The organism is Methylobacterium sp. Leaf466, from assembly GCF_001425565.1.
GTDB lineage: Bacteria > Pseudomonadota > Alphaproteobacteria > Rhizobiales > Beijerinckiaceae > Methylobacterium.
Genome location: NZ_LMRC01000007.1, coordinates 1 through 23,616, shown reverse-complemented (window position 1 = coordinate 23,616; position 23,616 = coordinate 1). Strand labels below are relative to the sequence as shown.

The 23,616-nt window shown below is 67.2% G+C and carries 23 protein-coding genes, 1 tRNA gene and 1 pseudogene; 17 read left to right on the top strand and 8 right to left on the bottom strand.

Annotated elements, in window-relative coordinates; translation table 11 throughout:
- Nucleotides 1–229 precede the first annotated feature (229 nt).
- Both dnaJ and dnaK read right to left on the bottom strand, forming a co-directional pair.
- Nucleotides 230–1,399 (bottom strand): molecular chaperone DnaJ, encoded by a 1,170-nt coding sequence (gene dnaJ, locus ASG59_RS04955; protein ID WP_055887179.1) that lies wholly within the window; start codon nt 1,397–1,399, stop codon nt 230–232.
- A 130-nt stretch (nt 1,400–1,529) separates the two neighbouring features.
- Complete coding sequence (gene dnaK / locus ASG59_RS04950; RefSeq protein ID WP_055887176.1) at nt 1,530–3,446, bottom strand: molecular chaperone DnaK; 1,917 nt, start codon at nt 3,444–3,446, stop codon at nt 1,530–1,532.
- Between the two features lie 364 nt (nt 3,447–3,810).
- Here dnaK and ASG59_RS04945 point away from each other — a divergent pair, with 364 nt between their 5' ends.
- On the top strand, nt 3,811–4,812 hold the full coding sequence (locus tag ASG59_RS04945) for a hypothetical protein (RefSeq protein ID WP_056282265.1): 1,002 nt from the start codon (nt 3,811–3,813) through the stop codon (nt 4,810–4,812).
- A 135-nt stretch (nt 4,813–4,947) separates the two neighbouring features.
- On the opposite strand, the gene ASG59_RS04940 is transcribed toward ASG59_RS04945, so the two are convergent.
- The gene (locus tag ASG59_RS04940; protein ID WP_056282261.1) at nt 4,948–5,667 is read right to left on the bottom strand and encodes a response regulator; all 720 of its coding nucleotides are present in this window, start codon (nt 5,665–5,667) and stop codon (nt 4,948–4,950) included.
- Nucleotides 5,668–5,915: 248 nt separating this feature from the next.
- Between ASG59_RS04940 and ASG59_RS04935 the strand changes: the two genes are divergently transcribed.
- From ASG59_RS04935 to ASG59_RS04920, 4 genes are all read left to right on the top strand, one after another.
- Nucleotides 5,916–6,197 (top strand): accessory factor UbiK family protein, encoded by a 282-nt coding sequence (locus ASG59_RS04935; protein ID WP_056282258.1) that lies wholly within the window; start codon nt 5,916–5,918, stop codon nt 6,195–6,197.
- A 301-nt stretch (nt 6,198–6,498) separates the two neighbouring features.
- A complete protein-coding gene (locus tag ASG59_RS04930; protein ID WP_056407298.1) occupies nt 6,499–7,002 on the top strand; it encodes a YbjN domain-containing protein in 504 nt (167 codons plus the stop codon).
- Nucleotides 7,003–7,010: 8 nt separating this feature from the next.
- Nucleotides 7,011–7,814: a pyrroline-5-carboxylate reductase gene (gene proC / locus ASG59_RS04925; protein WP_056407295.1), complete on the top strand. Its 804-nt coding sequence runs from the start codon at nt 7,011–7,013 to the stop codon at nt 7,812–7,814.
- Between the two features lie 133 nt (nt 7,815–7,947).
- On the top strand, nt 7,948–8,727 hold the full coding sequence (locus ASG59_RS04920; protein ID WP_056407293.1) for a hypothetical protein: 780 nt from the start codon (nt 7,948–7,950) through the stop codon (nt 8,725–8,727).
- A gap of 14 nt (nt 8,728–8,741) precedes the next feature.
- Here the strand turns inward: ASG59_RS04920 and ASG59_RS04915 are convergent, their stop codons facing one another.
- Nucleotides 8,742–9,554, bottom strand: a complete 813-nt coding sequence (locus ASG59_RS04915) for an AprI/Inh family metalloprotease inhibitor (RefSeq protein WP_082528625.1) — start codon at nt 9,552–9,554, stop codon at nt 8,742–8,744.
- A complete protein-coding gene (locus tag ASG59_RS04910; protein WP_156399109.1) occupies nt 9,551–10,540 on the bottom strand; it encodes a 2-hydroxyacid dehydrogenase in 990 nt (329 codons plus the stop codon). Before ASG59_RS04910 ends, ASG59_RS04915 begins: the two co-directional genes overlap by 4 nt.
- 168 nt (nt 10,541–10,708) lie before the next feature.
- Between ASG59_RS04910 and leuC the strand changes: the two genes are divergently transcribed.
- From leuC to ASG59_RS04865, 8 genes are all read left to right on the top strand, one after another.
- Complete coding sequence (leuC, locus tag ASG59_RS04905) at nt 10,709–12,121, top strand: 3-isopropylmalate dehydratase large subunit (protein WP_055887158.1); 1,413 nt, start codon at nt 10,709–10,711, stop codon at nt 12,119–12,121.
- A gap of 82 nt (nt 12,122–12,203) precedes the next feature.
- A tRNA-Leu gene (locus ASG59_RS04900) sits at nt 12,204–12,288 on the top strand.
- 165 nt (nt 12,289–12,453) lie between these two features.
- A complete protein-coding gene (locus ASG59_RS04895; RefSeq protein ID WP_056407290.1) occupies nt 12,454–12,750 on the top strand; it encodes a DUF6538 domain-containing protein in 297 nt (98 codons plus the stop codon).
- Between the two features lie 16 nt (nt 12,751–12,766).
- Nucleotides 12,767–13,369, top strand: a complete 603-nt coding sequence (locus tag ASG59_RS04890) for a hypothetical protein (RefSeq protein WP_156399108.1) — start codon at nt 12,767–12,769, stop codon at nt 13,367–13,369.
- Between the two features lie 691 nt (nt 13,370–14,060).
- Nucleotides 14,061–14,324: a hypothetical protein gene (locus tag ASG59_RS04880; RefSeq protein WP_055887155.1), complete on the top strand. Its 264-nt coding sequence runs from the start codon at nt 14,061–14,063 to the stop codon at nt 14,322–14,324.
- 261 nt (nt 14,325–14,585) lie between these two features.
- Nucleotides 14,586–15,464, top strand: coding sequence for an ImmA/IrrE family metallo-endopeptidase (locus tag ASG59_RS04875; protein WP_056407284.1), 879 nt, complete (start codon nt 14,586–14,588; stop codon nt 15,462–15,464).
- 122 nt (nt 15,465–15,586) lie between these two features.
- Complete coding sequence (locus ASG59_RS04870) at nt 15,587–16,630, top strand: YihY/virulence factor BrkB family protein (RefSeq protein WP_156399107.1); 1,044 nt, start codon at nt 15,587–15,589, stop codon at nt 16,628–16,630.
- 199 nt (nt 16,631–16,829) lie between these two features.
- Nucleotides 16,830–17,942: a hypothetical protein gene (locus ASG59_RS04865; RefSeq protein WP_056407280.1), complete on the top strand. Its 1,113-nt coding sequence runs from the start codon at nt 16,830–16,832 to the stop codon at nt 17,940–17,942.
- A gap of 426 nt (nt 17,943–18,368) precedes the next feature.
- Here ASG59_RS04865 and ASG59_RS04860 read toward each other — a convergent pair whose 3' ends face one another.
- Entirely contained in the window at nt 18,369–18,845 is a 477-nt protein-coding gene (locus ASG59_RS04860; RefSeq protein ID WP_056407279.1) for a BLUF domain-containing protein, read from the bottom strand.
- A 264-nt stretch (nt 18,846–19,109) separates the two neighbouring features.
- Between ASG59_RS04860 and ASG59_RS04855 the strand changes: the two genes are divergently transcribed.
- Together ASG59_RS04855 and ASG59_RS04850 are read left to right on the top strand one after the other, a co-directional pair.
- Nucleotides 19,110–19,352 (top strand): hypothetical protein, encoded by a 243-nt coding sequence (locus ASG59_RS04855; protein WP_200944268.1) that lies wholly within the window; start codon nt 19,110–19,112, stop codon nt 19,350–19,352.
- Nucleotides 19,353–19,372: 20 nt separating this feature from the next.
- Nucleotides 19,373–20,020, top strand: coding sequence for a methyltransferase domain-containing protein (locus ASG59_RS04850; RefSeq protein WP_056407349.1), 648 nt, complete (start codon nt 19,373–19,375; stop codon nt 20,018–20,020).
- Between the two features lie 60 nt (nt 20,021–20,080).
- Here ASG59_RS04850 and dinB read toward each other — a convergent pair whose 3' ends face one another.
- A complete protein-coding gene (dinB, locus tag ASG59_RS04845; RefSeq protein WP_056407277.1) occupies nt 20,081–21,187 on the bottom strand; it encodes a DNA polymerase IV in 1,107 nt (368 codons plus the stop codon).
- Between the two features lie 135 nt (nt 21,188–21,322).
- On the opposite strand from dinB, the gene ASG59_RS21170 reads away from it, so the two are divergent.
- Both ASG59_RS21170 and ASG59_RS04835 read left to right on the top strand, forming a co-directional pair.
- Nucleotides 21,323–21,568 (top strand): hypothetical protein, encoded by a 246-nt coding sequence (locus ASG59_RS21170; RefSeq protein ID WP_056407346.1) that lies wholly within the window; start codon nt 21,323–21,325, stop codon nt 21,566–21,568.
- A 233-nt stretch (nt 21,569–21,801) separates the two neighbouring features.
- The gene (locus ASG59_RS04835; protein ID WP_056282242.1) at nt 21,802–22,725 is read left to right on the top strand and encodes a YiiG family protein; all 924 of its coding nucleotides are present in this window, start codon (nt 21,802–21,804) and stop codon (nt 22,723–22,725) included.
- A gap of 268 nt (nt 22,726–22,993) precedes the next feature.
- Here ASG59_RS04835 and ASG59_RS04830 read toward each other — a convergent pair.
- Nucleotides 22,994–23,506, bottom strand: a pseudogene (locus ASG59_RS04830) (heme-binding protein); the annotation flags it as partial.
- Between the last annotated feature and the right edge of the window lie 110 nt (nt 23,507–23,616).

Below are 23,616 nucleotides of genomic sequence, written 5' to 3'. Positions count from 1 at the left end.
TTGCGCCGCGGCGAAGCGCTTGTCGGTCGAGGATTTGGCACCGGAAGGGCGAAGCGACGGCAAGACCCAACGTCCTCACATGACGAACGACAAAGAAAGGCTAGACGACGAAAGACACGCTACAGTCAAGCTGCCGTGGGCCGAGCGAGGCCCGGGCCGGCGCGCCATCCCGATGGCATCGGTGCCGCTGCCATAACCGTGGCAGGCGGCGATTTGATCCGGCCCCTCGTCACGTGCGTGCGGTGCCGCCGAGACCGCCCAGGAAATCGCGCATCTTGGAGAAGAACCCCGCGCTTTCCGGGTGAGTGGCATCGGAGGCCGACTGGTCGAATTCCTGGAGGAGTTCGCGCTGGCGCTTGGTCAGGCTCTGGGGCGTTTCGACGAAGACCTGGATGTAGAGATCGCCGACGTCGCGAGAGCGCAGCACCGGCATGCCCTTGCCCTTGATGCGGAACTGCTTGGCGGTCTGGGTCCCGGCCGGGATGCGGACCTGGGTCTGGGTGCCGTCGATCACCGGCACGGTGATGTCGCCCGACAGGGCCGCCGTCACCATGGAGATCGGCACGCGGCAGAACAGGTCGGCGCCGTCGCGCTGGAAGAAGGTGTGCGGCTTGATCGAGAGGAACACGTAGAGGTCGCCGGCCGGACCGCCGCGCTGGCCGGTCTCGCCCTCTCCGGCCAGCCGGATGCGCAGGCCGTCGTCGACGCCCGCGGGCACGTTGATCGAGAGGGTGCGCTCGCGGGTGACGCGACCGGCGCCGGAACAGGAGGCGCAGGGGTCGTCGACGATCTCGCCGCGTCCGTGGCAGTTCGGGCAGGTCCGCTCGATCGCGAAGAACCCCTGTGCCGCCCGCACCCGGCCGTAGCCGCCGCAGGTGGTGCAGGGGCGCGGCTTCGAGCCGGGCTTGGCGCCGGTGCCGCCGCAGGGCTCGCAGGTGATGGCGGTGGGGATCGTGATCGTCTCCGCCTTGCCCGCGTAGGCCTCCTCCAGGGAGATCTCGAGGTTGTAGCGCAGGTCGGCCCCGCGCTCGCGGCCCGGCTGGGCGCGGCCACGCCCGCCCCCGGCCGCGGCACCCGGCCCGGCCCGGCCGTCGCCGAAGAAATTGTCGAAGATGTCCGACATGAAGTCGCCGAACTCGTTGCCGAATCCGGGGCCGCCCGGCGCGCCGCCCTGGCTGAAGGCGGCGTGGCCGAAGCGGTCGTAGGCGGCGCGCTTCTGCCCGTCGGAGAGGCACTGGTAGGCCTCGTTGAGCTCCTTGAACTTGAGCTCCGCCTCCTTGTCGCCCGGGTTGCGGTCCGGGTGGTGGACCATGGCGAGCTTGCGGAAGGCCACCTTCAGTTCGCCGTCGGACGCGGTCTTGGAGACGCCCAGAATCTCGTAATAGTCCCGCTTCGACATGCCTGCCCTCAGGTCCGCACAGGCCGATCCCCGGGCCGTGGAGCCCAGGGATCAAAGCCGTCATCGCTCAACGATATGATCGAGAAGAACGGGGCCGGCCAGACGGCCGGTCCCGCGCCAGGACTTGGGCTCACGCCCGCTTCTTCTGGTCCTTGTCGTCGACTTCCGAGAAGTCGGCGTCGATCACGTCGTCCTTCTTCGCTTCGGCGCCGGCCGCGGCCTCCGGGCCGCCCTCCGGCGTCTGGCTGGCCGCGTACATGGCCTCGCCGAGCTTCATCGAGGCCTGCATCAGGTCGGTGGTGCGTGCCTTAATGGTCTCGACGTCCTCGCCTTCGAGGGCCGTGCGCAGCGCCGTCATCGCCGTCTCGATCCCGGCCTTGTCCTCGGCCGAGACCTTGTCGCCGTACTCCTTCACCGACTTCTCGGTGGCATGGATCAGGCTCTCGCCCTGGTTCTTCACCTCGACGACTTCGCGGCGCTTCTTGTCGGCCTCGGCGTTGGCCTCGGCGTCCTTGACCATCTTCTCGATGTCCGCATCCGAAAGGCCGCCCGAGGCCTGGATGCGGATCTGGTGCTCCTTGTTCGTCGCCTTGTCCTTGGCCGTCACGTTGACGATGCCGTTGGCGTCGATGTCAAAGGTCACCTCGATCTGCGGCAGGCCGCGGGGTGCCGGGGGAATGCCCATCAGGTCGAACTGGCCGAGCATCTTGTTGTCGGCCGCCATCTCGCGCTCACCCTGGAAGACCCGGATGGTGACCGCGTTCTGGTTGTCCTCGGCCGTCGAGAAGGTCTGCGACTTCTTCGTCGGGATGGTGGTGTTGCGGTCGATGAGCCGGGTGAACACGCCGCCCAGGGTCTCGATGCCCAGCGACAGCGGGGTCACGTCGAGGAGCAGCACGTCCTTGACGTCGCCCTGGAGCACGCCGGCCTGGACCGCCGCGCCGATGGCCACGACCTCGTCGGGGTTGACGCCCTTGTGGGGCTCCTTGCCGAAGAAGGCCTTCACGACCTCCTGGATCTTGGGCATGCGGATCATGCCCCCAACGAGCACGACCTCGTCGATCTCGGAGGCCGAGACGCCGGCGTCCTTGAGGGCCTTGCGGCAGGGCTCGATCGTGCGCTGGACGAGGTCGTCGACCAGGCTCTCGAACTTGGCGCGGCTGAGCTTGAGCGCGAGGTGCTTCGGACCCGTCGCATCGGCGGTGATGTAGGGCAGGTTGATCTCGGTCTGGGTGGCCGAGGACAGCTCGATCTTGGCCTTCTCGGCGGCCTCCTTGAGGCGCTGGAGGGCGAGCTTGTCCTTGGTGAGGTCGATACCCTGCTCGCGCTTGAACTCGGTGGTCAGGTATTCGACCACGCGGTTGTCGAAGTCCTCGCCGCCGAGGAAGGTGTCGCCGTTGGTGGACTTCACCTCGAACACGCCGTCACCGATCTCGAGGATCGAGACGTCGAAGGTGCCGCCGCCGAGATCGTAGACCGCGATGGTGCCGGCCTTCTTCTTGTCGAGGCCGTAGGCCAGCGCCGCGGCGGTGGGCTCGTTGATGATGCGCAGCACCTCGAGGCCGGCGATCTTGCCGGCGTCCTTGGTGGCCTGGCGCTGGGCGTCGTTGAAGTAGGCGGGCACGGTGATGACGGCCTGCGTCACCGGCTGGCCGAGATGCGCCTCCGCGGTCTCCTTCATCTTCTGCAGGGTGAAGGCGGAGATCTGCGAGGGCGAATACTTCTTGCCGTCGGCCTCGACCCAGGCGTCGCCGTTGTCGCCGCGCGCGATGGTGTAGGGCACGAGGCCCTTGTCCTTCTGGGTCATCGGGTCGTCGTAGGTGCGACCGACGAGACGCTTAATCGCGAAGAAGGTGCGCTCGGGGTTGGTGACCGCCTGGCGCTTGGCCGGCTGGCCGACCAGGCGCTCGCCGTCGTCGGTGAAGGCGACGATGGAAGGCGTGGTGCGCGCGCCTTCCGCATTCTCGATGACCTTGGGCTGCGTGCCTTCCATGACGGCCACGCAGGAATTGGTGGTGCCCAAGTCGATGCCGATAACTTTACCCATGGTGGGATCCCTCTCGTGATGCTCTGCAAGCAGACCGCCGAGCCCCGGAGCAGCTCGGCCCATGGCGGTGCAAACTGAATGTCGTAAGACCGGAGTCGGGCCCGGATCGCAGGGCCGAAACGGCCCGATCCGGGTCTTAATCCCGCGCCCCGCCGGATATAAGAAGGTGGATGCGGAGCCGCAAGACGACGGCCCGCCGATGTTCCGGCGTCGCCTCCCCGGCGATCCTGTAGAAGTCGAAGACGAACCACGTCTTCGTCCGACGGATCGACCTGTTGCGGGAACGCCACGTTCGGCCAGCCGACGACGTGTTAGTCTGTCGCCGACATTTCAAGTCTCGACGGCCGGCGGCCGGAAAGTTTCGATGCGTTCCACCCGCGTTCTCCTCCTGGCGGCCCTGATGCCGGCGAGCCTCGTCCCCGCGGGCCTGGCCGCCCTGCCGCGGACGGCGGCGGCGCAATCGTTCTTCGAGGAGCTGTTCGGGATCGGCAAGGCCGCCAAGCCGCCGGTGCCGCCGCGCGGGGTGCCGACCGCGCCGCCGGCCCAGGCCCCGGCCGGCGACCCCTCACCGGCGGGCGCGCCGGGGGAACCCGGCACCGATGCGCCCCGGCCCGCGCCCGCTCCCCTGAAGCCGGTCATGCTCAAGGTCCCGGCGGAGGACAACGTCTTCGGCCAGGAGCTGATGCGCAACGGCTCGGGCGGCAGCCTCAAGCTCGAACGCTCGGGCTCCGCCATCGTGGTGCGCGCGACCCTTCCGGGCACGAAGGTCTCTCAGGCGGCCGAGACCTGCAAGGTGCCCCTGAACGACGGCGCTCCGGTCACCCTCACCCCCGAGGCCAGGACCGACGGCATCGCCCGGTTCGAGGTCGCGGGGGGCGAATGCCCCCTGCGCTTCGAGGTGCTGGATGGCGCGGTCCTGGTGACGCCGCTGTCGGGCGGCCCGGTCTGCACCTTCGCGGCGGCCGATTGCGCGACCACGCCTGGGGGCCTGTGGGGGCCGGGAGCCGCGAGTCTGATCCCGCGCTCGGGCGAATTCGACACCGCCCGCGGCGTCGCCGACAAGGCGGTGCGCGACAACTACAAGGTGATGACGCAGCGCGCGCGCGGCCAGGACGTCCGGCCCATCGTCACCGAGCAGGCGGCGTTCTCCTCCGACCGCGAGCAGATCTGCCGCAACTACGCCCGCGAGGGCAGCCACGGCTTCTGCCACGTCCGGATCTCGGAAGGCCGGGCCATCGCCCTGGCGACCCGCCTGGGCGTCAGCCCGGCCACCGCCGCGGCCCCGAGCGCCAGCGCCACCCCGCGTCCGCGCCGGCCCAAGCCCGCGGTGGAGGGGCTGAACCCCGACGGTGGATTTGCGGATTGATACGGTTTCCATCTGGATGAAGCGGGACCCGGATCACCGAGCCCCTGCGGCGCCAGAGCCAAGCCCATGTCCGCATCACGAAGTGATCGACCGGACAAGGTGTGAGCCGGGAGATGTCCGAATCCGACCTCGGGCTCAGGTGCGCTCGACCTCCGGTGTGAACAGGTAGCCGCCCGAGCGGATCGTGCGGATGATCTCGGGGTTGCGCGGATCACCCTCGATCTTCTGCCGGATCCGGCTGATCAGGACGTCGATGCTGCGCTCGTAGGGGCCGGCGGCGCGCCCCTGTGTCAGGTCGAGGAGCTGGTCGCGGGACAGGACGCGGCCCGGGCGCATGCACAGGGCGTGGAGCAGGTCGAATTCCGCCCCCGTGATCGCCACCCGCGCCTGCTCCGGGCTCAGGAGCTGGCGCAGGGAGACGTCGAGGGTCCAGCCGAGGAAGCTCAGGCGCCGCACGCCCTCCTCGGTGGTCTCGCCGGCCGATCCGCGGCGCAGGATGGCGCGGATCCGCGCCAGGAGTTCGCGCGGGTTGAACGGCTTGCCGAGATAGTCGTCCGCGCCGATCTCGAGACCGATGATGCGGTCGATCTCCTCGGCCTTGGCGGTCAGCATCAGGATCGGCACCGCCGATTCCCGGCGGATGCGCCGACACAGGCACAGGCCGTCCTCCCCCGGCAGCATCAGGTCGAGGACCACGAGGTCGACCCGCGAATCCGCCAGGCGCCGGTCCATCTCGCGCCCGTCGCCGGCCAGGGTCACCCGGCAGTCGTTGGCGCGCAGGTAGCGGGCGACGAGGGCGCTGATCTCGCGGTCGTCCTCGACTACGAGGATGTGGGGGGTGGCGGTGGCGTTCATGGGGTGGCCGGGGCGGATCCTGACGATCGGAACCTCGAGGTTATGCCGCGAGCCGCCCGGCTGTCGAAGGCCGGGGACGCGGCGAAATTGTAAGCGTGTGTGTCTCGCCTGGCCCCGCCTGGACGATCCCGGCGGAATGCCCGGCGCGCATTGCCCTGCGTGCCCGCGATTCTTATGTCGGGCCTGACGCCGATTCCGATGCCGCCTTCCTGGCCCGGTGCGGTTCCTCGACCCGACAGGAGACGACGATGCCGCCCTCAAACCGCCTCTTCGATGAGTTCGCCCGTCTCGCCACCGATGCCGCCGGGGCCGCGCAGGGCGTGCGTCGGGAGGCCGAGACGGTGTTCAAGGCCCAGGTCGAGCGCCTGATCCGCGACATGGACATCGCCTCGCGCGAAGAGGTCGACGTCCTGCGCGACCTCGTGGCCGCCCTGCGCAGCCAGAACGACGCCCTGGCCGCCCGAGTCGCCGCCCTGGAAGGCGTGTCGGCGCCGGTCCGCACGGCGCCCGGAGCCACCGAGTCACTGTGACGCAAGGCCCCGTCGCGGGGTGGAGTGGCGCAGGCGCTTGTGCACAGGAAGGAACGGTGGACCGTCGCTTTCCTGTTCATGCGCCGCGCCGACCGCTTTGAAACGGGAGTCTGGCCCGGTCTATAGTCGGGAACGCACTGATTCGCCGACCCCGACCGCCACCGCCGTGACCGTCTAAGCTTTGGTTTTGTCGCCTTAAATCTTGCGCTGCAGTGTCAGGCTGCGGTGCAGGACGGCGATGCCGTCGCCGCTGGTCTCAACACGTCTCGACGATCCCGCCGGATCGCCAAACTGGACCGCCATGACCCTCCTGCATATCGAAACTCACGACCGTAACGAGCACCCCCTCGACACCGTCGAGCGGCTCGCCTCCCTGCGCGACTGGATCTTCGACCGTGCCGAGACCGACGAGATGTCGGTGGCCGTCTCCGGGCGCTGGGCCGATTACCACGTCGCCTTCACCTGGATCGAGGACGTCGAGGCCCTGCACGTGGCCTCCGCCTTCGACATCAAGGTCCCCGAGCGTCGGCGGACCGAGGTGCTCAACCTCGTCTCCCTCATCAACGAGCAGCTCTGGATCGGGCATTTCGACCTGTGGTCCACCGACAGCGTCGTGATGTTCCGCCACTCCCTGCTGCTGACGGGGGGCGCCGTGCCGACCCAGGCCCAATGCGCGATGATGCTCAAGTCGGCCGTGGACGCCTGCGAGCGCCACTACCAGGCCTTCCAGTTCGTGATCTGGGCCGGCAAGCCGGCGCGCGAGGCCCTCGACGCCGTCCTGTTCGAGACCGAGGGCGAGGCCTGACCGTCGCGATGCTGCCCGCCTCCCTCACCCTCGTCGGCGCCGGCAAGATGGGTGGCGCGATGCTGGCGGGCTGGCTGCGCGCCGGCCTCGATCCGGCCCGCACCGTGGTGATCGATCCCTCGCCTTCGCCCGAGGCGACCGCCTTGTGCGCCGAGCACGGTCTCGCCCTCAATCCCGCCTCTTCGGCGCCGGCCGATGTCCTGGTGCTGGCCGTCAAGCCGCAGGGGCTGGCCGAGGCGGCTCCCGGGCTGGCGCCGCTGGTGGGGCCGCGGACGCTGGTCCTCTCGATCCTGGCGGGCAAGACCATCGCCGACCTCATGGCGCGGCTGCCCACCGATGCGGTGGTGCGGGCGATGCCGAACCTGCCCGCCAGCGTCGGGCGCGGAGCCACCGGCGCGGTCGCCGGTGCCGGGGTCACCGCCCTGCAGCGGGCCCAGGCCGATGCGCTCCTCGCCTGCGTCGGCCTCGTCGAATGGCTTGAGGCGGAGGCGCTGATCGATGCGCTCACCGCCGTCTCGGGTTCGGGCCCGGCCTATGTGTTCCACCTCGTCGAGGCTTTGGCGGAGGCCGGATGCGCCGCGGGCCTGCCGCAGGACATGGCCCGGCGCCTGGCGCGCGCCACCGTGGCGGGGGCGGGCGCCCTCCTCGATGCCGATCCGCGCGAGGCCTCGCAGCTGCGTCGCGACGTGACCTCGCCCGGCGGCACCACCGCCGAGGCCCTGGCGGTCCTGATGCGCGAGGACGGCCTCACCGCCCTGATGCGCGAGGCGGTGGCCGCGGCCGCGCGCCGGGCCGGCGAGCTGTCGGGCTGACGACCGCTCCGCCGGATTCGCGGCGCTGACCGCCCGTCCGCGTTCGATCGCGGGCCAAAGCGGCGTCGCAGCCCTCTAACCCAAACCGGGCTCGCGCCTTAGATGAGGGGCGTTGGAAGAGGACCGGACAGCCATGGACGACAACGACGCCTCGCCCCGCCAGAACGGCACGGACCTCACGTCTGCCGGTCCCGCGACCGCCGCGAAACCGGAGGCGTCCAGGCGCGACGCCGGAAAACCGAAGTCTCCCAAGCGCGAGGAGGCTGTCGAGGCGCTGATGCGGCTCGCCGCCGAGCAGCCCTGGAACGACATCGAGGTCGGCGACATCGCCCGGGAAGCCGGGATGACCCTCGCCGAGTTGCGCGACCTGTTCCCCTCCAAGGGGGCCGTACTCGGTGGCCTCTCGCGGATGATCGACCACGCGGTCCTTGACGCGGACACCTCGGACCTGGCCGAGGAGCCGACCCGCGAGCGCCTGTTCGACGTGCTGATGCGTCGCCTCGACGCGATGACCCCCTACAAGCCGGCCCTGCGCCGGATCGCCTATGCACTGCGCGGCGACCCGCTCTCGATGCTGGCCCTCAACGGCGTCGCCCTCAATTCCCACCGCTACATGCTGGCGGCGGCCGGCATCAACACCGAGGGGCCGCTCGGTCGCCTCAAGCTCCAGGGCGTGGTCATCGCCTTCGCCCGCACCGTCGAGACCTGGTTCGACGACGAGGACCCGGCGCTCGCCCGCACCATGGCGCGCCTCGACAAGGAGATCCGCGGCGGCGAGCGGCTGATGGAACGGGCCGAGGATGCCCGCCGCCTCACCGCGCCCCTGCGTGCGATCGGGCGCTCGCTCCTCGACCGCCGTCCCCGCCGCAGCGATCGTGACCGGACGGATGCCGATCCGGCCGCGATGATCTGAGGCTCGAAACCGGCTTAGGGCTCGACCCGGCGCAGCACGAAGGTGGTGCCGACGTCCGGGTCGCGCCGCCAGCGGCCCTCGCCGACCGGGACGAGCTCGACCGTGTGGCCGCGCTTGGCCCGCAGTGTCATGCGGCCTTGCCCCGCCTGCCACAGCACCGGATCGAACACCGCGATCCCGGTGTCGCGGCAACCTTCGACGAGCCGCACCGGGGCGGGCTTGGCCGCCTCTCCCGCCAGCAGTTCGACGCGGCAGACATCCTGTTCCTTGAACCGGTCGAGGGCGTAGAGGCCCGGCGCCGGTTCCGGCCCGCTAGCCCCGGCAGGCCGCGCCAGGGGATCGCGCGGGCCGTTCTGCGGCGCGGCCGCCGGCATCGCGGCGGCCTCCGCCGCACCGGTGGCCGCGATCTGCAGGGGCACAAGGCTGTAGGCCTCGCCGTCCTCCAGGCCGGCGCCGTAGCTGCGCGCGTCCGACCGGCGCTTGAAGGCGAGGACCGGGCGCACGTCCTTGTCCACCAGCCGGATCGCATCCTCGGTGAACAGCCAGCCGGCCACCCGGTTGAGCACCGGCAGCGCCCGCCGGCAGCCGGCCGGGAAGGTGAGCCGGCGCCCGGCCTCGCCGCTGGCGGCCGACAGCGTGAGCACGCAGCGGCGGGTGCTGGCGTCGCGCGACAGGTCCCAGGTTCCAGGCACGCCGGCCAGGGTCTGGGGCAGGCTCGGAACGAAGGCGGGCGCCCCGGCTTCCGCCGGTGCCGTTGCGTCCTGCGCATGGAGCGGGCCGGCGAGCACGAGGCCCGCCGCCAGGACGGTGGCGCCGATGCGGATCATGGACGTGTCCTCACGGTGGTCTCGCTCCACGGCGTCTCGGGAACCGGGGTGAGGGGGCCGCCCCCGTCGAACCAGGAGAGCAGGTTGTCGACGACGAGCCGGCCCATCGCCGCGCGGGTATGGTCGGTGCCCGAACCCACATGGGGCAGCAGCACCACCTGATCGAGGGCGACGAGGGCCGCCGGCACCTGCGGCTCCCTGGCATAGACGTCGAGGCCGGCGCTGCGGATCGTCCCCGCCGTCAGGGCCGCGACCAGGGCGTCCTCGTCGACCACGCTGCCGCGGGCGACGTTCACGAGGATGCCCTCGGGGCCCAGGGCCGCCAGGACCGCCGCGTCCACCATTCCCCGGGTCGCGGGGCCGCCGGGGGCGACGACGATCAGCACGTCGACGGCCTGCGCCAGGCCGAGGAGGGAGGGGTGATAGTCGTAGGCGACGCCCGCCTGCCGATTGCGGCCGTGATAGGCGATCGCGACGCCGAAACCCTCGAGGCGCCGTGCCACCGCCCGGCCGATCCGGCCGAGGCCGAGGATGCCGACCCGGCGCCCGCGCAGGGTCGCGGTGAGGGGAAACGAGCGCTGCGGCCAGTGTCCCGCGCGCAGGTGGCGGTCGGCCTGCGGGATCTGCCGGACGGTGGCGAGCAGGAGCCCCAATGTGAGGTCCGCCACCTCCTCGTCGAGCACATCGGGGGTATGGGTGACGACGATGCCCCGCCCCGCGGCTGTGCGCACGTCGATGGTGTCGTAGCCGACCCCGAAGCTCGCCACGATCTCGATCGCCGGCAGTTTCGCCAGCAACGCGGCGTCGACGGGGGCCTGCGCGCCCACCGCGAGTCCTCGGATGCGAGGGCCGATTTCGGCGAGGAATGCCGCGCCGTCCGCGGCGAGGTCGAGGCGATGGAGGGTGAAGCGGGCGGCCAGGGCCTCCATCACGCTCGGCTGCATCGCCTTGAGGAGCAGGAGATCGATGGATCGGGCTGCCGTCACGGTTGCTCTCGCACGTTTCCCGTCCCGTCCCTGCCGGCCCCGCCTGTCGGGGCCGCAGGCCAGCCATAGCCCGGCTCCATCCGTGCGGCCACTTCCGAAACCGCATCGGAGACACTACTAAGGAACCTCGATCCCATTCCGGCACGCAACACGGCTTTCGCAACGATCATGACGGCCCCGCGCACCCTCTACGACAAGATCTGGGACGACCACGTCGTCGACGTCGAACCCGACGGCACCACCCTGCTCTACATCGACCGCCACCTCGTCCACGAGGTCACCAGCCCGCAGGCCTTCGAGGGGCTGCGCGTGGCCGGCCGCAGGGTGCGCCATCCCGAAAAGACCCTCGCGGTGGTCGATCACAACGTCCAGACCTCGGACCGCAGCTTCGGGATCGAGGATCCGGAGAGCCGCATCCAGCTGGAAGCGCTGGCCGAGAACGTGCGCGACTTCGGCATCGAGTTCTACGATGCGCTCGACCGGCGCCAGGGCATCGTCCACGTCATCGGCCCCGAGCAGGGCTTCACCCTGCCCGGCCAGACCATCGTCTGCGGCGACAGCCACACCTCGACCCACGGCGCCTTCGGGGCGCTGGCGCACGGCATCGGTACCTCGGAGGTCGAGCACGTGCTCGCCACCCAGACCCTGCTGCAGCGCAAGGCCAAGAATATGCGCGTGACCGTGGACGGCACCCTGCCGCCCGGCGTGACCGCCAAGGACATCATCCTGGCCATCATCGGCGAGATCGGCACCGCCGGCGGCACAGGCTATGTCATCGAATACGCCGGCGAGGCGATCCGCGCCCTCTCGATGGAGGGGCGGATGACGATCTGCAACATGTCGATCGAAGGCGGCGCGCGGGCCGGCCTCGTGGCGCCCGACGCCACCACCTACGCCTACGTGAAGGGCCGCCCGAAGGCGCCCCGCGGCGCGCTGTTCGACCGGGCCCAGGCCTATTGGGAAAGCCTCGTCACCGACGAAGGCGCCCATTTCGACCGCGAGGTCCGCCTCGACGCCGCCGCCCTGCCGCCGATCGTGAGCTGGGGAACGAGCCCCGAGGACGTGGTCTCGGTCCTGGGCGCCGTGCCCGACCCGGCGGCGATCCCCGACGAGAACAAGCGCCAATCGAAGGAGAAGGCCCTCGACTACATGGGCCTCACGCCCGGCACCCGGATCACCGACATCACCCTCGACCGGGTCTTTATCGGCTCCTGCACCAACGGCCGCATCGAGGACCTGCGCACGGTCGCCCGGATGGTGGAGGGCCGCAAGGTCCACCCGAGCGTCTCGGCCATGGTGGTGCCGGGCTCGGGCCTCGTGAAGGCGCAGGCCGAGGCCGAGGGCATCGACCGCATCCTCAAGGAGGCGGGGTTCGACTGGCGCGAGCCGGGCTGCTCCATGTGCCTCGGCATGAACGCCGACCGGCTGAGCCCGTTCGAGCGCTGCGCGTCGACCTCGAACCGCAATTTCGAGGGCCGCCAGGGCCACCGCGGCCGCACGCACCTGGTTTCCCCCGCGATGGCGGCGGCGGCGGCGGTGGCCGGCCGCTTCGTCGACATCCGCGACTGGACCGGTCGCTGAGGCAAAACCCCGAAATCCCGATTGACGTCGTGGGCCGCCCCGCCTAAACGACCCACGACGGCAGCCGCGATGCGGCTGACGGGCCCAGGTGGCGGAATTGGTAGACGCGCTGGTTTCAGGTACCAGTCTTGCAAGAGGTGAAGGTTCGAGTCCTTTCCTGGGCACCATCAGCTGGCTAGGCCGCTGATCCGCAGAACGAAATAGCAAAATCAGGGACTTACACTGCCCGGTTGGTACAAACGGGTGGTACAATGGCGTTGATGACGACGCGTCCCTAGAAGTATCCCAAGACCGCCTCCTACTACCTTCGCCGTGCCGTGCCGTGCCGTGCCGTGCCGCTCGAACTGCGCGCGCTCGTTAGCAAGCGCGAAGAGAAGGTAAGCCTTGGCACCAAAGATCCCGTGGAGGAGAAGCGGCTGCACGCCGTCGCCCTTGTGGCGCTCGAGCAGCGGTGGGCAGCGTTGCGGGTGGGGCCACGCTCCCTGAGCGAGCGCGAGGCGCATGAACTCGCTGCCCCCCTCTACGAGCGCTGGATCGGCCACTATCGAGAGGAGCCGAGCCGGCAGACCTTCTGGCGCATCGAACTGGGCGACAAGCTGTGGCCGCCGCGGCGTCGGGGCTGGTCATAGCGGGTCGATCTGGGCCGTGCCCTCATCCGCGATGGAGGAATGGTGCCTTCAGGAAGCGACTGCCGTCCTCAAGCGTCAGGGTCTCATCGTCGACGAAGAGGATCACCTCAAGCTCGCGAAAGCCATCGCCGCGGCCGTGCAGCGTGCGAGCATGACCCTCGCACGCTACGCGCGGGGTGAGTTCGACGGACCGTCCCTCGGGGCGCCAGTCTCGATGCATCGAGGCGCGGCGCCGACCTCAGCTTCGCCGGCACGTTCATCCGTGACCTTCGACGAACTCGTGAAGGGCTGGGCTACCGAGCGCAGCCCGACCGAGAAGACCCTCTACGAATGGGGGCGGGTGATTCGGGATTTTGCGGCATTCGTCGGCCACGTCGATGCTGCGGCGGTCACCCCCGAAAACGTCATTGCCTGGAAAAACGACCTTGTTGCCGCGGGCCGCAAGCCGAAGACGATTAATGATGCCAAGCTCGCGCCGGTGCGTACGATCCTTCAATGGGGTGTCAGCAACCGGCGGCTACCGAGCAACCCCGCCGCTGGAATCAGCATCAGCGCCAAAAAGAAAGCCGGTCAGGGCATCCGCAGCTTTACAGAAGAGGAGGCTCTCACGATCCTGTAGGCGGCGGCCAGGGAAGCCGATCCGGTTCGCCGGTGGATACCGTGGCTATGCGCCTACTCGGGCGCCCGGCTGTCCGAAGTCTGCCAGTTGCGTGTCGAGGACATAGGGGAGATCGAAGGCGTCCCGACGATGCGTTTCGACGCCGAGGCGGGCTCGTTGAAGACGGTCGGTTCGGAACGGACGGCGTCGTTGCATTCGGCATTAATTGTTGCGGGGTTCCTCGACTTCGTTCGCGCGCAAGACTTCGCGCGCAAGACTCGGGCGCGCTTTTCGCAAATCCCGACCGGACAAGTTTGGCAAGTGCGGTGGTAATGGCACTAAGATCCTAGGACGGTGGGTCAGGGATCCGGGTATCACAGACGTGCGCTTATCACCGAGCCACTCTTGGCGGCATCGTTTCAAAACCTTGGCGCGAAATCATGGCCTTGCACCCAACATTGCAGATGCGATCACCGGCCACTCGCACCGGTCGATTGGAGATCAGTATGGCGAGTATGATGTGTCGGCGAGCTTTTCGCATGCGTGAAGGGTTCGAAGTCCTGCGTTGCTAGAAGTAAAATTGAAAAGGCCTATCATCGATGCGATGTAAGTATACGATTTTGCTGCTACGAGGAGACGCGTTTCGGGCCTATCTTCGAAGCAGTTCAGACGAAGGGGGCGGTTAATTTGGAATTAACGGGAGTGATCGGCGATGGTAGGGACTGACGATTACCTCCGAACGCTCCTCGATCAGGCGGCGGCAGAGGAAGCGTTCCTCGATTGCCTGCGCCAAGCTGAGGATGCCCGGCCGAACGGTGTCGCTGTTTCGCTTGCGTCAACTCCTCTCGTGTCTTTGATGATTACGAACCAGCAACGGGCGAAGTTGCGGGAGCTTGGCTTCTCAGAGGAAGCCATTCGGATGATGACGCCCGCCGAGGCGCACGCGCAGCTCGGGCTAGGCAAGCCGAGCCTCTGAGCACGATGTCACCGGCCCATGCTGTCGGGAAAAGCTGTTCGGCCTAGCGTTCGCCGCCCTGCCAGCTTGGCAAGCGCGGCAGCAATTTCAGTTTACCCCAAGCCGTTGGATGATACGGACCGCCCTTCACGTTGGCATGGCCTTTACTGGCGATGGCGCAGTTGGGTGAGCGCCCGCACGAACTGCCTGCAGTCCGGTCTCGGGATCGCGGGTGCGTGGTAGACCTATGAATCGCCTCAGGGACGGGAAGGGGCTGCGCGGATGCCGATCAGCAGGATAGACCTCACGGGCGCGGGCTCGCCGGAGGCGCTCGTCAAAGGCATCCTAAAGGCCGAGCCGAACCTTCCGGTGCCCGTGCCGATCCAGGAGCTGTGCACGCGCCTCGGCATCCTAAGGATCGAGGACTTCGACACCAACGAGTTCGAGGGCGTCCTCCTGACCGACGCGAAGCGGTCTGAAGGATCCATCCTCGCCAAGCGCGGGGGCGAACCGCGTCGCCGCTTCACCATTGCGCACGAACTCGGCCACTTTCTCATGGGGCACCACGTCCCGGATCAGCCCGGCCGGTTCGAGTGCAAGAGTTCTGACCTGCTACGCGTCAACGCGAAAGAGGGCGATCAGCGGCAGCGCAGGGAGGTCGAGGCCAACCGCTTCGCCACCCTCATCTTGATGCCCCCGCACCTGCTACGAGGGGCCATGGCAGGCTTTCGCGAGCCCGATCTTCAACACGTTCTTGCGCTCGCGCGCGACTTCTCGGTCGGCAAGGAGACGGCGGCTCGGTCCTACGTACAGTACCACCCCGCGCGGATCGCCATTGTCGTGGCGGGCAACGGCCGGGTGCAACGCTGCTACCGCAGCCTCTCCTTTCCAGCCATCATCTGCGCAGTCGGCAGCCCGGTCCCGACAAGCTCGCTCTATCACAGCGGTTCGCAACGGCCGAACATCGCGAGCGACATCGCCGCGTGCAGTCCCGATCTCTGGATCGATGTGAAGCGTGACCTCCGCGCGCCGTCCCTCTACGAGCAGGTGTACCTACAGCAGAAAGGCTTTGCGATGATCCTGCTGCGTTTGGATCCCGTCCCGGAGGAGAGCGCGGAGGAGCGCAGGCTGGAGGAGGGCTGGCGTTACCGCTTCCATTAAGGGCGACGGTAGGCGACACTTCCGTAGGCTCGGATACGAAGCGCCGCTCCGACTTCGGCTGAACCGATGTCGTCAGGATCACGTCGCGATCACTCGTACCGATGCCTCGCAGGGTCGTAGCCGTGGTTCAGGACGTTGATGAAGGCGACGACTGGCGCTCGGTCGCCACGCGTCCCCAGGATACAGCGACCCTCGAAACGGCACGCCAGCGCGCGCGGGAACCTGATCGGGGCCGCGATGCGAGCCGCCCATCCGAGATTCCGAAGGCAGGATGGAAGGACATCCTGTGGCGCGCCTTGTGGGCTCTACCGAAGGATCGTGTGCTCACCACCGCCGGCGGCGTCGCTTTCTTCGCCCTGCTTGCCGTGTTTCCCGGTCTCGTCGCCGTGGTCTCGATCTACGGGTTGTTTTCCGATCCCAACGTGATCAGCCAGCATGTCGGCCTCCTGACCTATATACTCCCTGCCGCCGCGCTCGAACTGCTCTCCGAGCAGCTCGTGCGGATCGCGGCTCGCAGCACGGGGTCGCTGAGCCTCACATCGACGATCAGCCTGCTCATCGCCCTATGGAGTGCAAACTCTGGCGTCAGCGCCCTCTTCGATGCCCTCAACGTCATCTACCGGGAACGGGAGGATCGGACCCTGGTCCGGTTCTACGCCACGACTTTCCTATTCACCCTCGGCGGCGCGGCGTTTCTCCTCCTGACGATCAGCGTGGTGGTCGTCCTTCCGGCGATCATGGAGCGCTTCGGGTTCGGGGGGGTGGCCGATACCATTCTGTCCGTGGCCCGGTGGCCAGTGATTTTGGCCGTGGTTAGCCTGAGCCTGACGCTGATTTATCGCTACGGCCCGAGCAGGCGCCGAGCGAAATGGCGTTGGGTGACCTGGGGCAGCACGCTGGCAGCGTTTCTCTGGGTTTGCACGTCCGGAATGTTCTCCTGGTACGTGGCGAGCTTCGATAGCTACAACCGTATCTACGGGTCTCTTGGCGCTGGCATTGGCTTGATGTCCTGGATCTGGCTTTCCATTGTCGTCGTCCTGCTCGGCGCCGAGATCAATTCAGAAATGGAACGCCAGACCGCCCGCGACAGCACCGAGGGATGGCCCAAACCCCTTGGCGTCCGGGACGCCTTCGCTGCCGACAATGTTGGACCAAGCCAGGAATAAATCGCTGGAGTAGCGCCATCGCCGCTTTGTCAAAGGGCGGAAAATGGCGCGAGGCGAACATCAGGCGGGTGTGAACGGGCTGGTAAAAACAATGCGGCCAAAAGCTAAAGCTGGGGAACTGGACGAAACCTATCTATGGGTGCCCTATGGGCCGAGACAAAGCGATCACGCCAGAACCAAGATCGCCGGAGGAACCCGCATGCTGCGTTGCCTTGCGGCCGTTGCCGCCGTCGTTCTCGCTCTGCCAGTCCATGCAAAGGAGCCCCTCCGCTTTGAGGTCGATCCGGCTTGGCCTAAACGTCTGCCGAACGATTGGATCATGGGGCAGGCCGCCGGCGTCGCCGTCGACGCGGCGGACAATGTCTGGGTCGTGCAGCGGCCGCGGACACTCACCGACGACGAGAAGGCAGCAAGCCTCGATCCACCGCGGACCCGGTGCTGCAAACCGGCACCGCCCGTCCTCGTCTTCGATCAAGCTGGGACGCTGCTGAAGTCCTGGGGTGGCCCTGGCCAGGGTTACGACTGGCCCACGAACGAGCATGGCATCCACATCGATCATAGGGGGTTTGTCTGGCTGGCTGGCAATGGCGACACCGACGGCCAGATTCTGAAGTTCACCCAGGAGGGACGGTTCGTCCTGCAGATCGGCAAGGCGGGTCAGCAGACCGATAGCCAGGATACCTCGCGGCTTGGCAAGCCCGCAGCGATGCAGGTCGATCCCGAGACCAACGAACTCTACGTCGCGGATGGCTACTACAACCATCGGATCATCGTGTTCGACGCCGAGACGGGCGCGTTCAAGCGCATGTGGGGCGCCTACGGAAAGCCGCCGACCGACGAGAAGCTCGGTCCCTACGATCCCGATGCTGCGCCGGCCGCGCAGTTCCGCAATCCGGTGCACTGCGTCCAGATCGCCCGGGATGGGCTAGTCTATGTCTGCGACCGCACCAACAACCGCATCCAGGTCTTCCACAAGGACGGCAGCTTCGTGAAGGAGATGTTCGTCGAGCGCGGCACGCGGGCCAACGGCGCGGTGTGGGAGCTCGCCTTATGGCCGGACGAGCGCGAGACCTACCTCATCAACGCAGACGGAGCGAACAACGAAGTCCGCACTCTCAGCCGCGACACCGGCGAGGTGCTCGGCCGTTTCGGGCGCAACGGCCGGCAGGCAGGCGACTTCCACTGGGTCCACAATCTTGCGGTGGACTCGAAGGGCAACGTGTTCACCACCGAGGTAGACACCGGCAAACGTGCCCAGAAGTTTCTGTTCCGAGGCGACATGGTTCTGCGCAAACGCATTGCTGCACCGTGAGGACCACGCGATGATCACCGCCGACCCCGTTCTGAACACGCTGGCCACGTGTGCCTGTTGCCTTCCGCGCCGCGGCTTTCTGGGCGGCCGCGTTGGTCGCGGACTGAGCCAGGCTATGTCGCAGTCTCAGCGCGGACTTCCTCGGGGGCGCACGTGCCCACCGCATGGCTGAGCGCACCTACCTTGAAGAAACTACGGCAGCGGTCTCGCATGAGGCGGTGCTTCTCTACGAGAACGGCCGTCCGATGGTGTAGGCTATGGGGCGAGTCGATTTTTGTCGCGAAGTACCGCTGCGCGCCAATGAGCGCAGCGTTCTTCGAGATGTCTAAAACCTCCTTCGTAAGCTTCCGGGTGCTCTCGCCTGGAGCGGGCATTCGTCCTTAGCCTCCGGCTTTCATTCGCCGCTTGACACCTCGCTGGGCCCGATCAGCTTCGCCCAAACGAAGATAGCGTCCCCGAATTGAGTTGATCGAGCATCCGAGTCAGTGCCGCGACATTGTTCTTGTCGTCAGCGCTTTCGAGCGCGTCCTGCAATACCGGGCGGATGTCCTCGGCTTCGACCTTCTCCATGTCCCAGTTCGGATAAAGGCGCTCTCGCCTTTCCTCGCTCTGGCTCAGCGCGACGATATCGTAATGGCGCGGATCGCCATGCAGGCTCGCGATCAGCTTGTGTATCTGGACGGCCGGCCCCTCGATCCACTGGAAAAAAACGCCGCTGCCGAAAACCAGCACCCCGGTGATGCCGCGAGCGGGATTGTGTCGCTGGGCCGACTCGACGATGCGGCCGACCTCGGCATCGTCGACGCCGTCGGCGGCACGGCTGCAGTAGACAAAATGATAGAGCGGGGGCAGCGCGGCTTCGTCCAACTCAGTGCCGCGGTGAAAACCGTACTCGTCAAACATGGTTAGGCCCGCTCCGTTTACGCCAGGCAGGGCGTTCCGCCCGGTGCGTGAGCGGCAGGATAGCGTAACTGGCCGGATTTGAAATTGAACGTAGCGGCCCACGCCGTCGCGCGGAAACCGAAGGTGCTGCTACTCGCCGGACGCACTAGCGGACGGGCGGGCGAGAAAGTCTCCTGACCGGCGCCATGCCCCGGAACAGTCCGATGCGGCATCATGGCGACAGGGTATGCCGAACCCTAGTCCGCATCGGCCGGTTTGACCGTCATGACCGAGAAATCATCTGATCCCACCGTGCAAATCGTCGATGCCCGACGCCGTGAGATGGCTATCGAGCACCTGCTCTTCGGGACCATCCGCTTTGTCTCGCAGCACCACCCTGAGCTCCTCGATCAACTCGATGCCAGCCTCGACCATCTATGGGATAAGGGGCCAGATGGTGAGCGTGACGACGAAGCCGTACGGGAGGTCGCGCGCCGCTTCGTCGGGAGCCTGCGTGCGGAGCGGTGACTCGGCCGATGGAGCCCATCATGAGCGGCCTCCCCAACTTTCCTCCCGAAGCCTTCGCCAAGCAGGATCGCACGCCGGACGGGCTGTTCTACGCGCAGGCGCGCTTCGTCACGCATATCGACGACGCGGCCATCGACGCCGTGACCGACCTGTACCGCACGCTACTGCCGCCCGGTGGCCGCATCCTCGACCTGATGTCGAGTTGGATCAGCCACCTGCCTGCAGAGGTCGCCTACGGGGGTGTAATTGGCCATGGCCTCAACGCTGAAGAACTCACCGCCAACGCACGCCTGACGCAGCACTTTGTGCAGGACCTCAACGCCGACCCCATCCTGCCGTTCGACGACGCCAGCATCGATGCCGCCCTGATCTGCGTCGGGGTGCAGTACCTACAAGATCCCGTGGCCGTCCTGCGCGAGGTCGCACGTGTGCTGGTGCCGGGCGCACCCGTGATCGTCACCTTCTCGAACCGCTGTTTCCCCACGAAGGCGGTGGCCATTTGGCGAGCCGTCGGCGGGGATGATCATGCTCGGCTCATCGCACTGTACCTGCAGCACGCAGCGTTCTCGGCGATTGAGGCCAGGGTGCTACTGCCGGAAGGTGGACCCACTGATCCGATGCGGGCGGTGATCGGACGAACCTCGACGCCGAAAGCGGACGCGCAGTAGCGCAGGCGGCGGGCGGAGGGTTGCCTAAGCTTTAGCAGCGGCTGTCTCACGGCCCCTCAGCTACAGGGCAAGGCCAAGCTGACGTGGCTCTTCCCCCGCGCCATGTCGCAGCCCGGATAGCGACACCCCGATCAGTCGCACGCTGCGGCGTAGGGGAAACACGTCCCGCAGCAGGCCGAGGCTGATCTCCGCCAGCGATTCGCGGCTTTCCACCGGCATTGTGAGGGAACGCGCCCGGGTGATCTGCTCGAAGTCGGAAAATTTTACCTTCAGGGTGACGGTGCGGCCGGCGACGCCCTTGCTCGCGCAGACCGTCCAGACCTTGTCGAGGATCGGCTGTAGCCGCTCGCTGAGAACGGCGAACTGGGTGGTGTCCTCGGAGAAGGTGTTCTCCGCCCCCACCGACTTGCGGATGCGATGTGCCCGAACGGGTCGGTGATCGATGCCCCGGGCGACGTTGTGGTAGTAGCCGCTCGAGCTGCCAAAGATGGCCTGAAGTTCACTGAGCGAGCGTGCCTTGAGGTCGCCGCCCGTGAGGATGCCAAGGCGCTTCATCTTGGCCTCCGTCACGGGGCCAACGCCATGGAAGCGTCCGATGGGCAAGGCCTCGACGAAAGCTGGTCCCATGGCCGGGGTGATGACGAACAGGGCGTCCGGTTTTCGGTAGTCGGAGGCAACCTTCGCCAGGAACTTGTTGTAGGAGACACCCGCAGAGGCCACGAGGCCGGTGCGAGCCAGGATCTCCGCCCGAATGGCCCGTGCAACCGCGGTGGCGGTCGCGAGCCCTTGGAGGTTCTCGGTGACGTCGAGGTAGGCTTCGTCGAGAGACACCGGCTCGATGGTCGGGGTGTGCTCGGCGAACACCGCCTGGATCTCGGCGGAGATCGCCTTGTAGACCTCGAAACGCGGCTTGACGAAGACGAGGTCGGGGCAGAGCCGCCGGGCGGTGACCGAGGGCATTGCCGACCGAACGCCGAACACCCGTGCCTCGTAGCTCGCCGCTGCCACGACACCGCGTTCGCGTGATCCGCCGACCGCCAAGGGGCGCCCGCGCAGGGCCGGATCATCGCGCTGCTCGACGGACGCATAGAACGCATCCATGTCGATGTGGATGATCTTCCGAGCGACGGCGACAGGTTCGGTCAAGGGTGCTGTATCGTTCGGCATTCCCGCCCCTGAAGCACCGGACGACGGGCTGCGCACCGACACGCAGCCTTGCCCTTTTTCACCGGCTACCCTCATATAGAACATAACGCGAACTGAGGCGTTTTCGGAAGGTGCTGCGAAGGGGATTTGCAGATCATGGCCCGCTACCGCTTTCACGCAACCAATGGCTACGCCCTCGTTCTCGATGCCATTGGCAAGGATGTGCGTTGCCCCGGACGCCTGATGCGTCGGGCTGTGGCGGTCGCCAAAAGCGTCATGGACGAACTCGATGATCAGGAGGAATGGTCGGAGTGGAGCGTCACCGTGCACGACCTCAGCGGTCGTCGTGTGTTGGTGCAGCCCTTCGTATCGCAGGCCGGTGGCGCCTTTCAGGCAGCTTGAAACCAGCGCGAGTTGGCCATGCTTGTAGAAAAGCATGATAGGCACCGAGTTTGACCCTGCCTCGATTTGATATTTCTTAGAATTTCGGGTCTTTAGATAGAGATCCGCCGGGGTAAAACTTCGTGTTTATTGACAATTAGGCTCCGCAGCCGTGACCCGCACGACCGTCTGCCGTCGCTTTCGGTCGTGCGGCTGGAATGCTACCCACCCGCCTCATCACGAGGGGCTATCCAATGACCTTCCCGACGCGACGCGCCGTGTTCCTGGCCGTCTTCATGGGCTGCGTTCCGGCTTTTGCGCAGACCTCGGTCCCCGCCGGTCCGGAGACGGTCGCCTCGCAGGCCGTCATCCGCAAGCTGAACGCCTATGTCGGGCTCTTGAACCGGACGCTCCGCGCTTCGGAGTCGATGGCGCGTTACGGAAGCTGGGTGAACATGCAGACCGGCCCGACAGGTCGTGAGAGCATCGTGTACGGGCTCTACTCACTCTATGACGTGCGCGACGAGATCGCGAAGGCGAAGGCGGCCGTGAGTGCGGAACCACGCATGGCGGAGCTCGACGCGGCCATCCCACCGTACGTCGCGGCCTATGAAACGCTCGCCCCGCTGATTGCGCAGGCGAACGGCTATTACGAGCGGGCGGACTACAAGGTCGACAAGATGGCGGAGGGCAAGACTTTGCACGGCAAGCTCGCGCCTGCCGGCAATGCCTTCCTGGAAGAACGGGCGAAGCTCGAACCGCTCTTCGCCCGTGAGAAGCTTAAGAGCGACGAGGCAGAGCTCGCGCTGATCGAGAAGCAGGAAGGCCGCAAGGCGCGCTGGATCGTCGCCAACGTCATGCTACGAGCGCGTCCGGTGGTGGAACTGCTCCCGCGCGAAGCTAGGCCCATCGTTGACCTGCCGGCCTTCGACGCCGCACTCGCCACTTATGCCTCGGCCGTCAGGAGCATGGACGAGTATACCACGGCCGAGCCGGGCTCCTTCTCCGGCTTCGAGGGCCGACCGGCTTCCTGGCTCGGCAAGCTACGCGAGTTCCGCGAGAAGCTCGGCCGCGCGAAGGGTGACGCACGCCGCGGCCGTATCGACACAACCTGGATCGTGAACGACTACAACACCCTGATTTCGTCCTCGCAGACGGCGACCCGTTTCCCGCGTTAGGCGGTCCTGCCGGACGCTGCCGGCGCTGACGGGACCATCCCGTACGATGGACGTTACATCTCGGCGGCGCGCGCTTCGCCGGGATGACGAGGAAGCCAAATGATGCAGTCAGATACGCCACGCCCCGGAGACGATCCCCTCCCGCCCATCGGCGATCCAACTCCTGGCCCTCAGGTACCTGAGATTGATCCACCGGCGGAGCCACCGGCCCCTCAGCCACCAGGCCCCATCGAAGCTTCCTAAAAGCTTGGCGATCCGTTAGCGCAACTCACGACGACGGAGACGGTAGTCGCACCGCGACCTCGTTCCGGCGCAGGAATGGCACCGAGAACGGCGGATCGTAGCCCATAAAGAAGGGCTGATCCGCCGGCTTTCGTCCAGCGGCTTCCATCACCTTCGTCAGGATGCGGGCCTGCTCATCCCTAGCCGCAGGCGATGCGGTGCCCGAGAAGCGCAGGACGGCCAACCGTTCCGGAGGGATGCGAACCAGTCTCACACCAGGTTCCGTCGGCTCCGGCGCACCGGCTTCGACGACCGCCCTCGGCAGGTAGAAACGCATGGTTCCCTGGGCGCCCTGTTCGACCGGGACCGTCATCGCGATCAGGCGGCCTTTGCTCTCGACGGGCGTCGTCATGGCGATCCGCTGACCGCCACCATTCGCCCCGGTGATGTAGCGGAAAAGCCGGCCGAACGCCTCCCCGTCCTGTTGTCCCCTGGCATCCGTCTCGACGGCAACGCGTCCTTCATAAGCCCGCACCTCGACCCCGCGGTCGAGTCGCTCGACGACCGCATAGTGTCAAACAGCGTTGAACATTGACCCTGGATCGGCGTCGAACTTTGACCCCCCGGATGGGTATGGCGGGGCGCCCCTGATCAGCCCGGCGAAGCGGG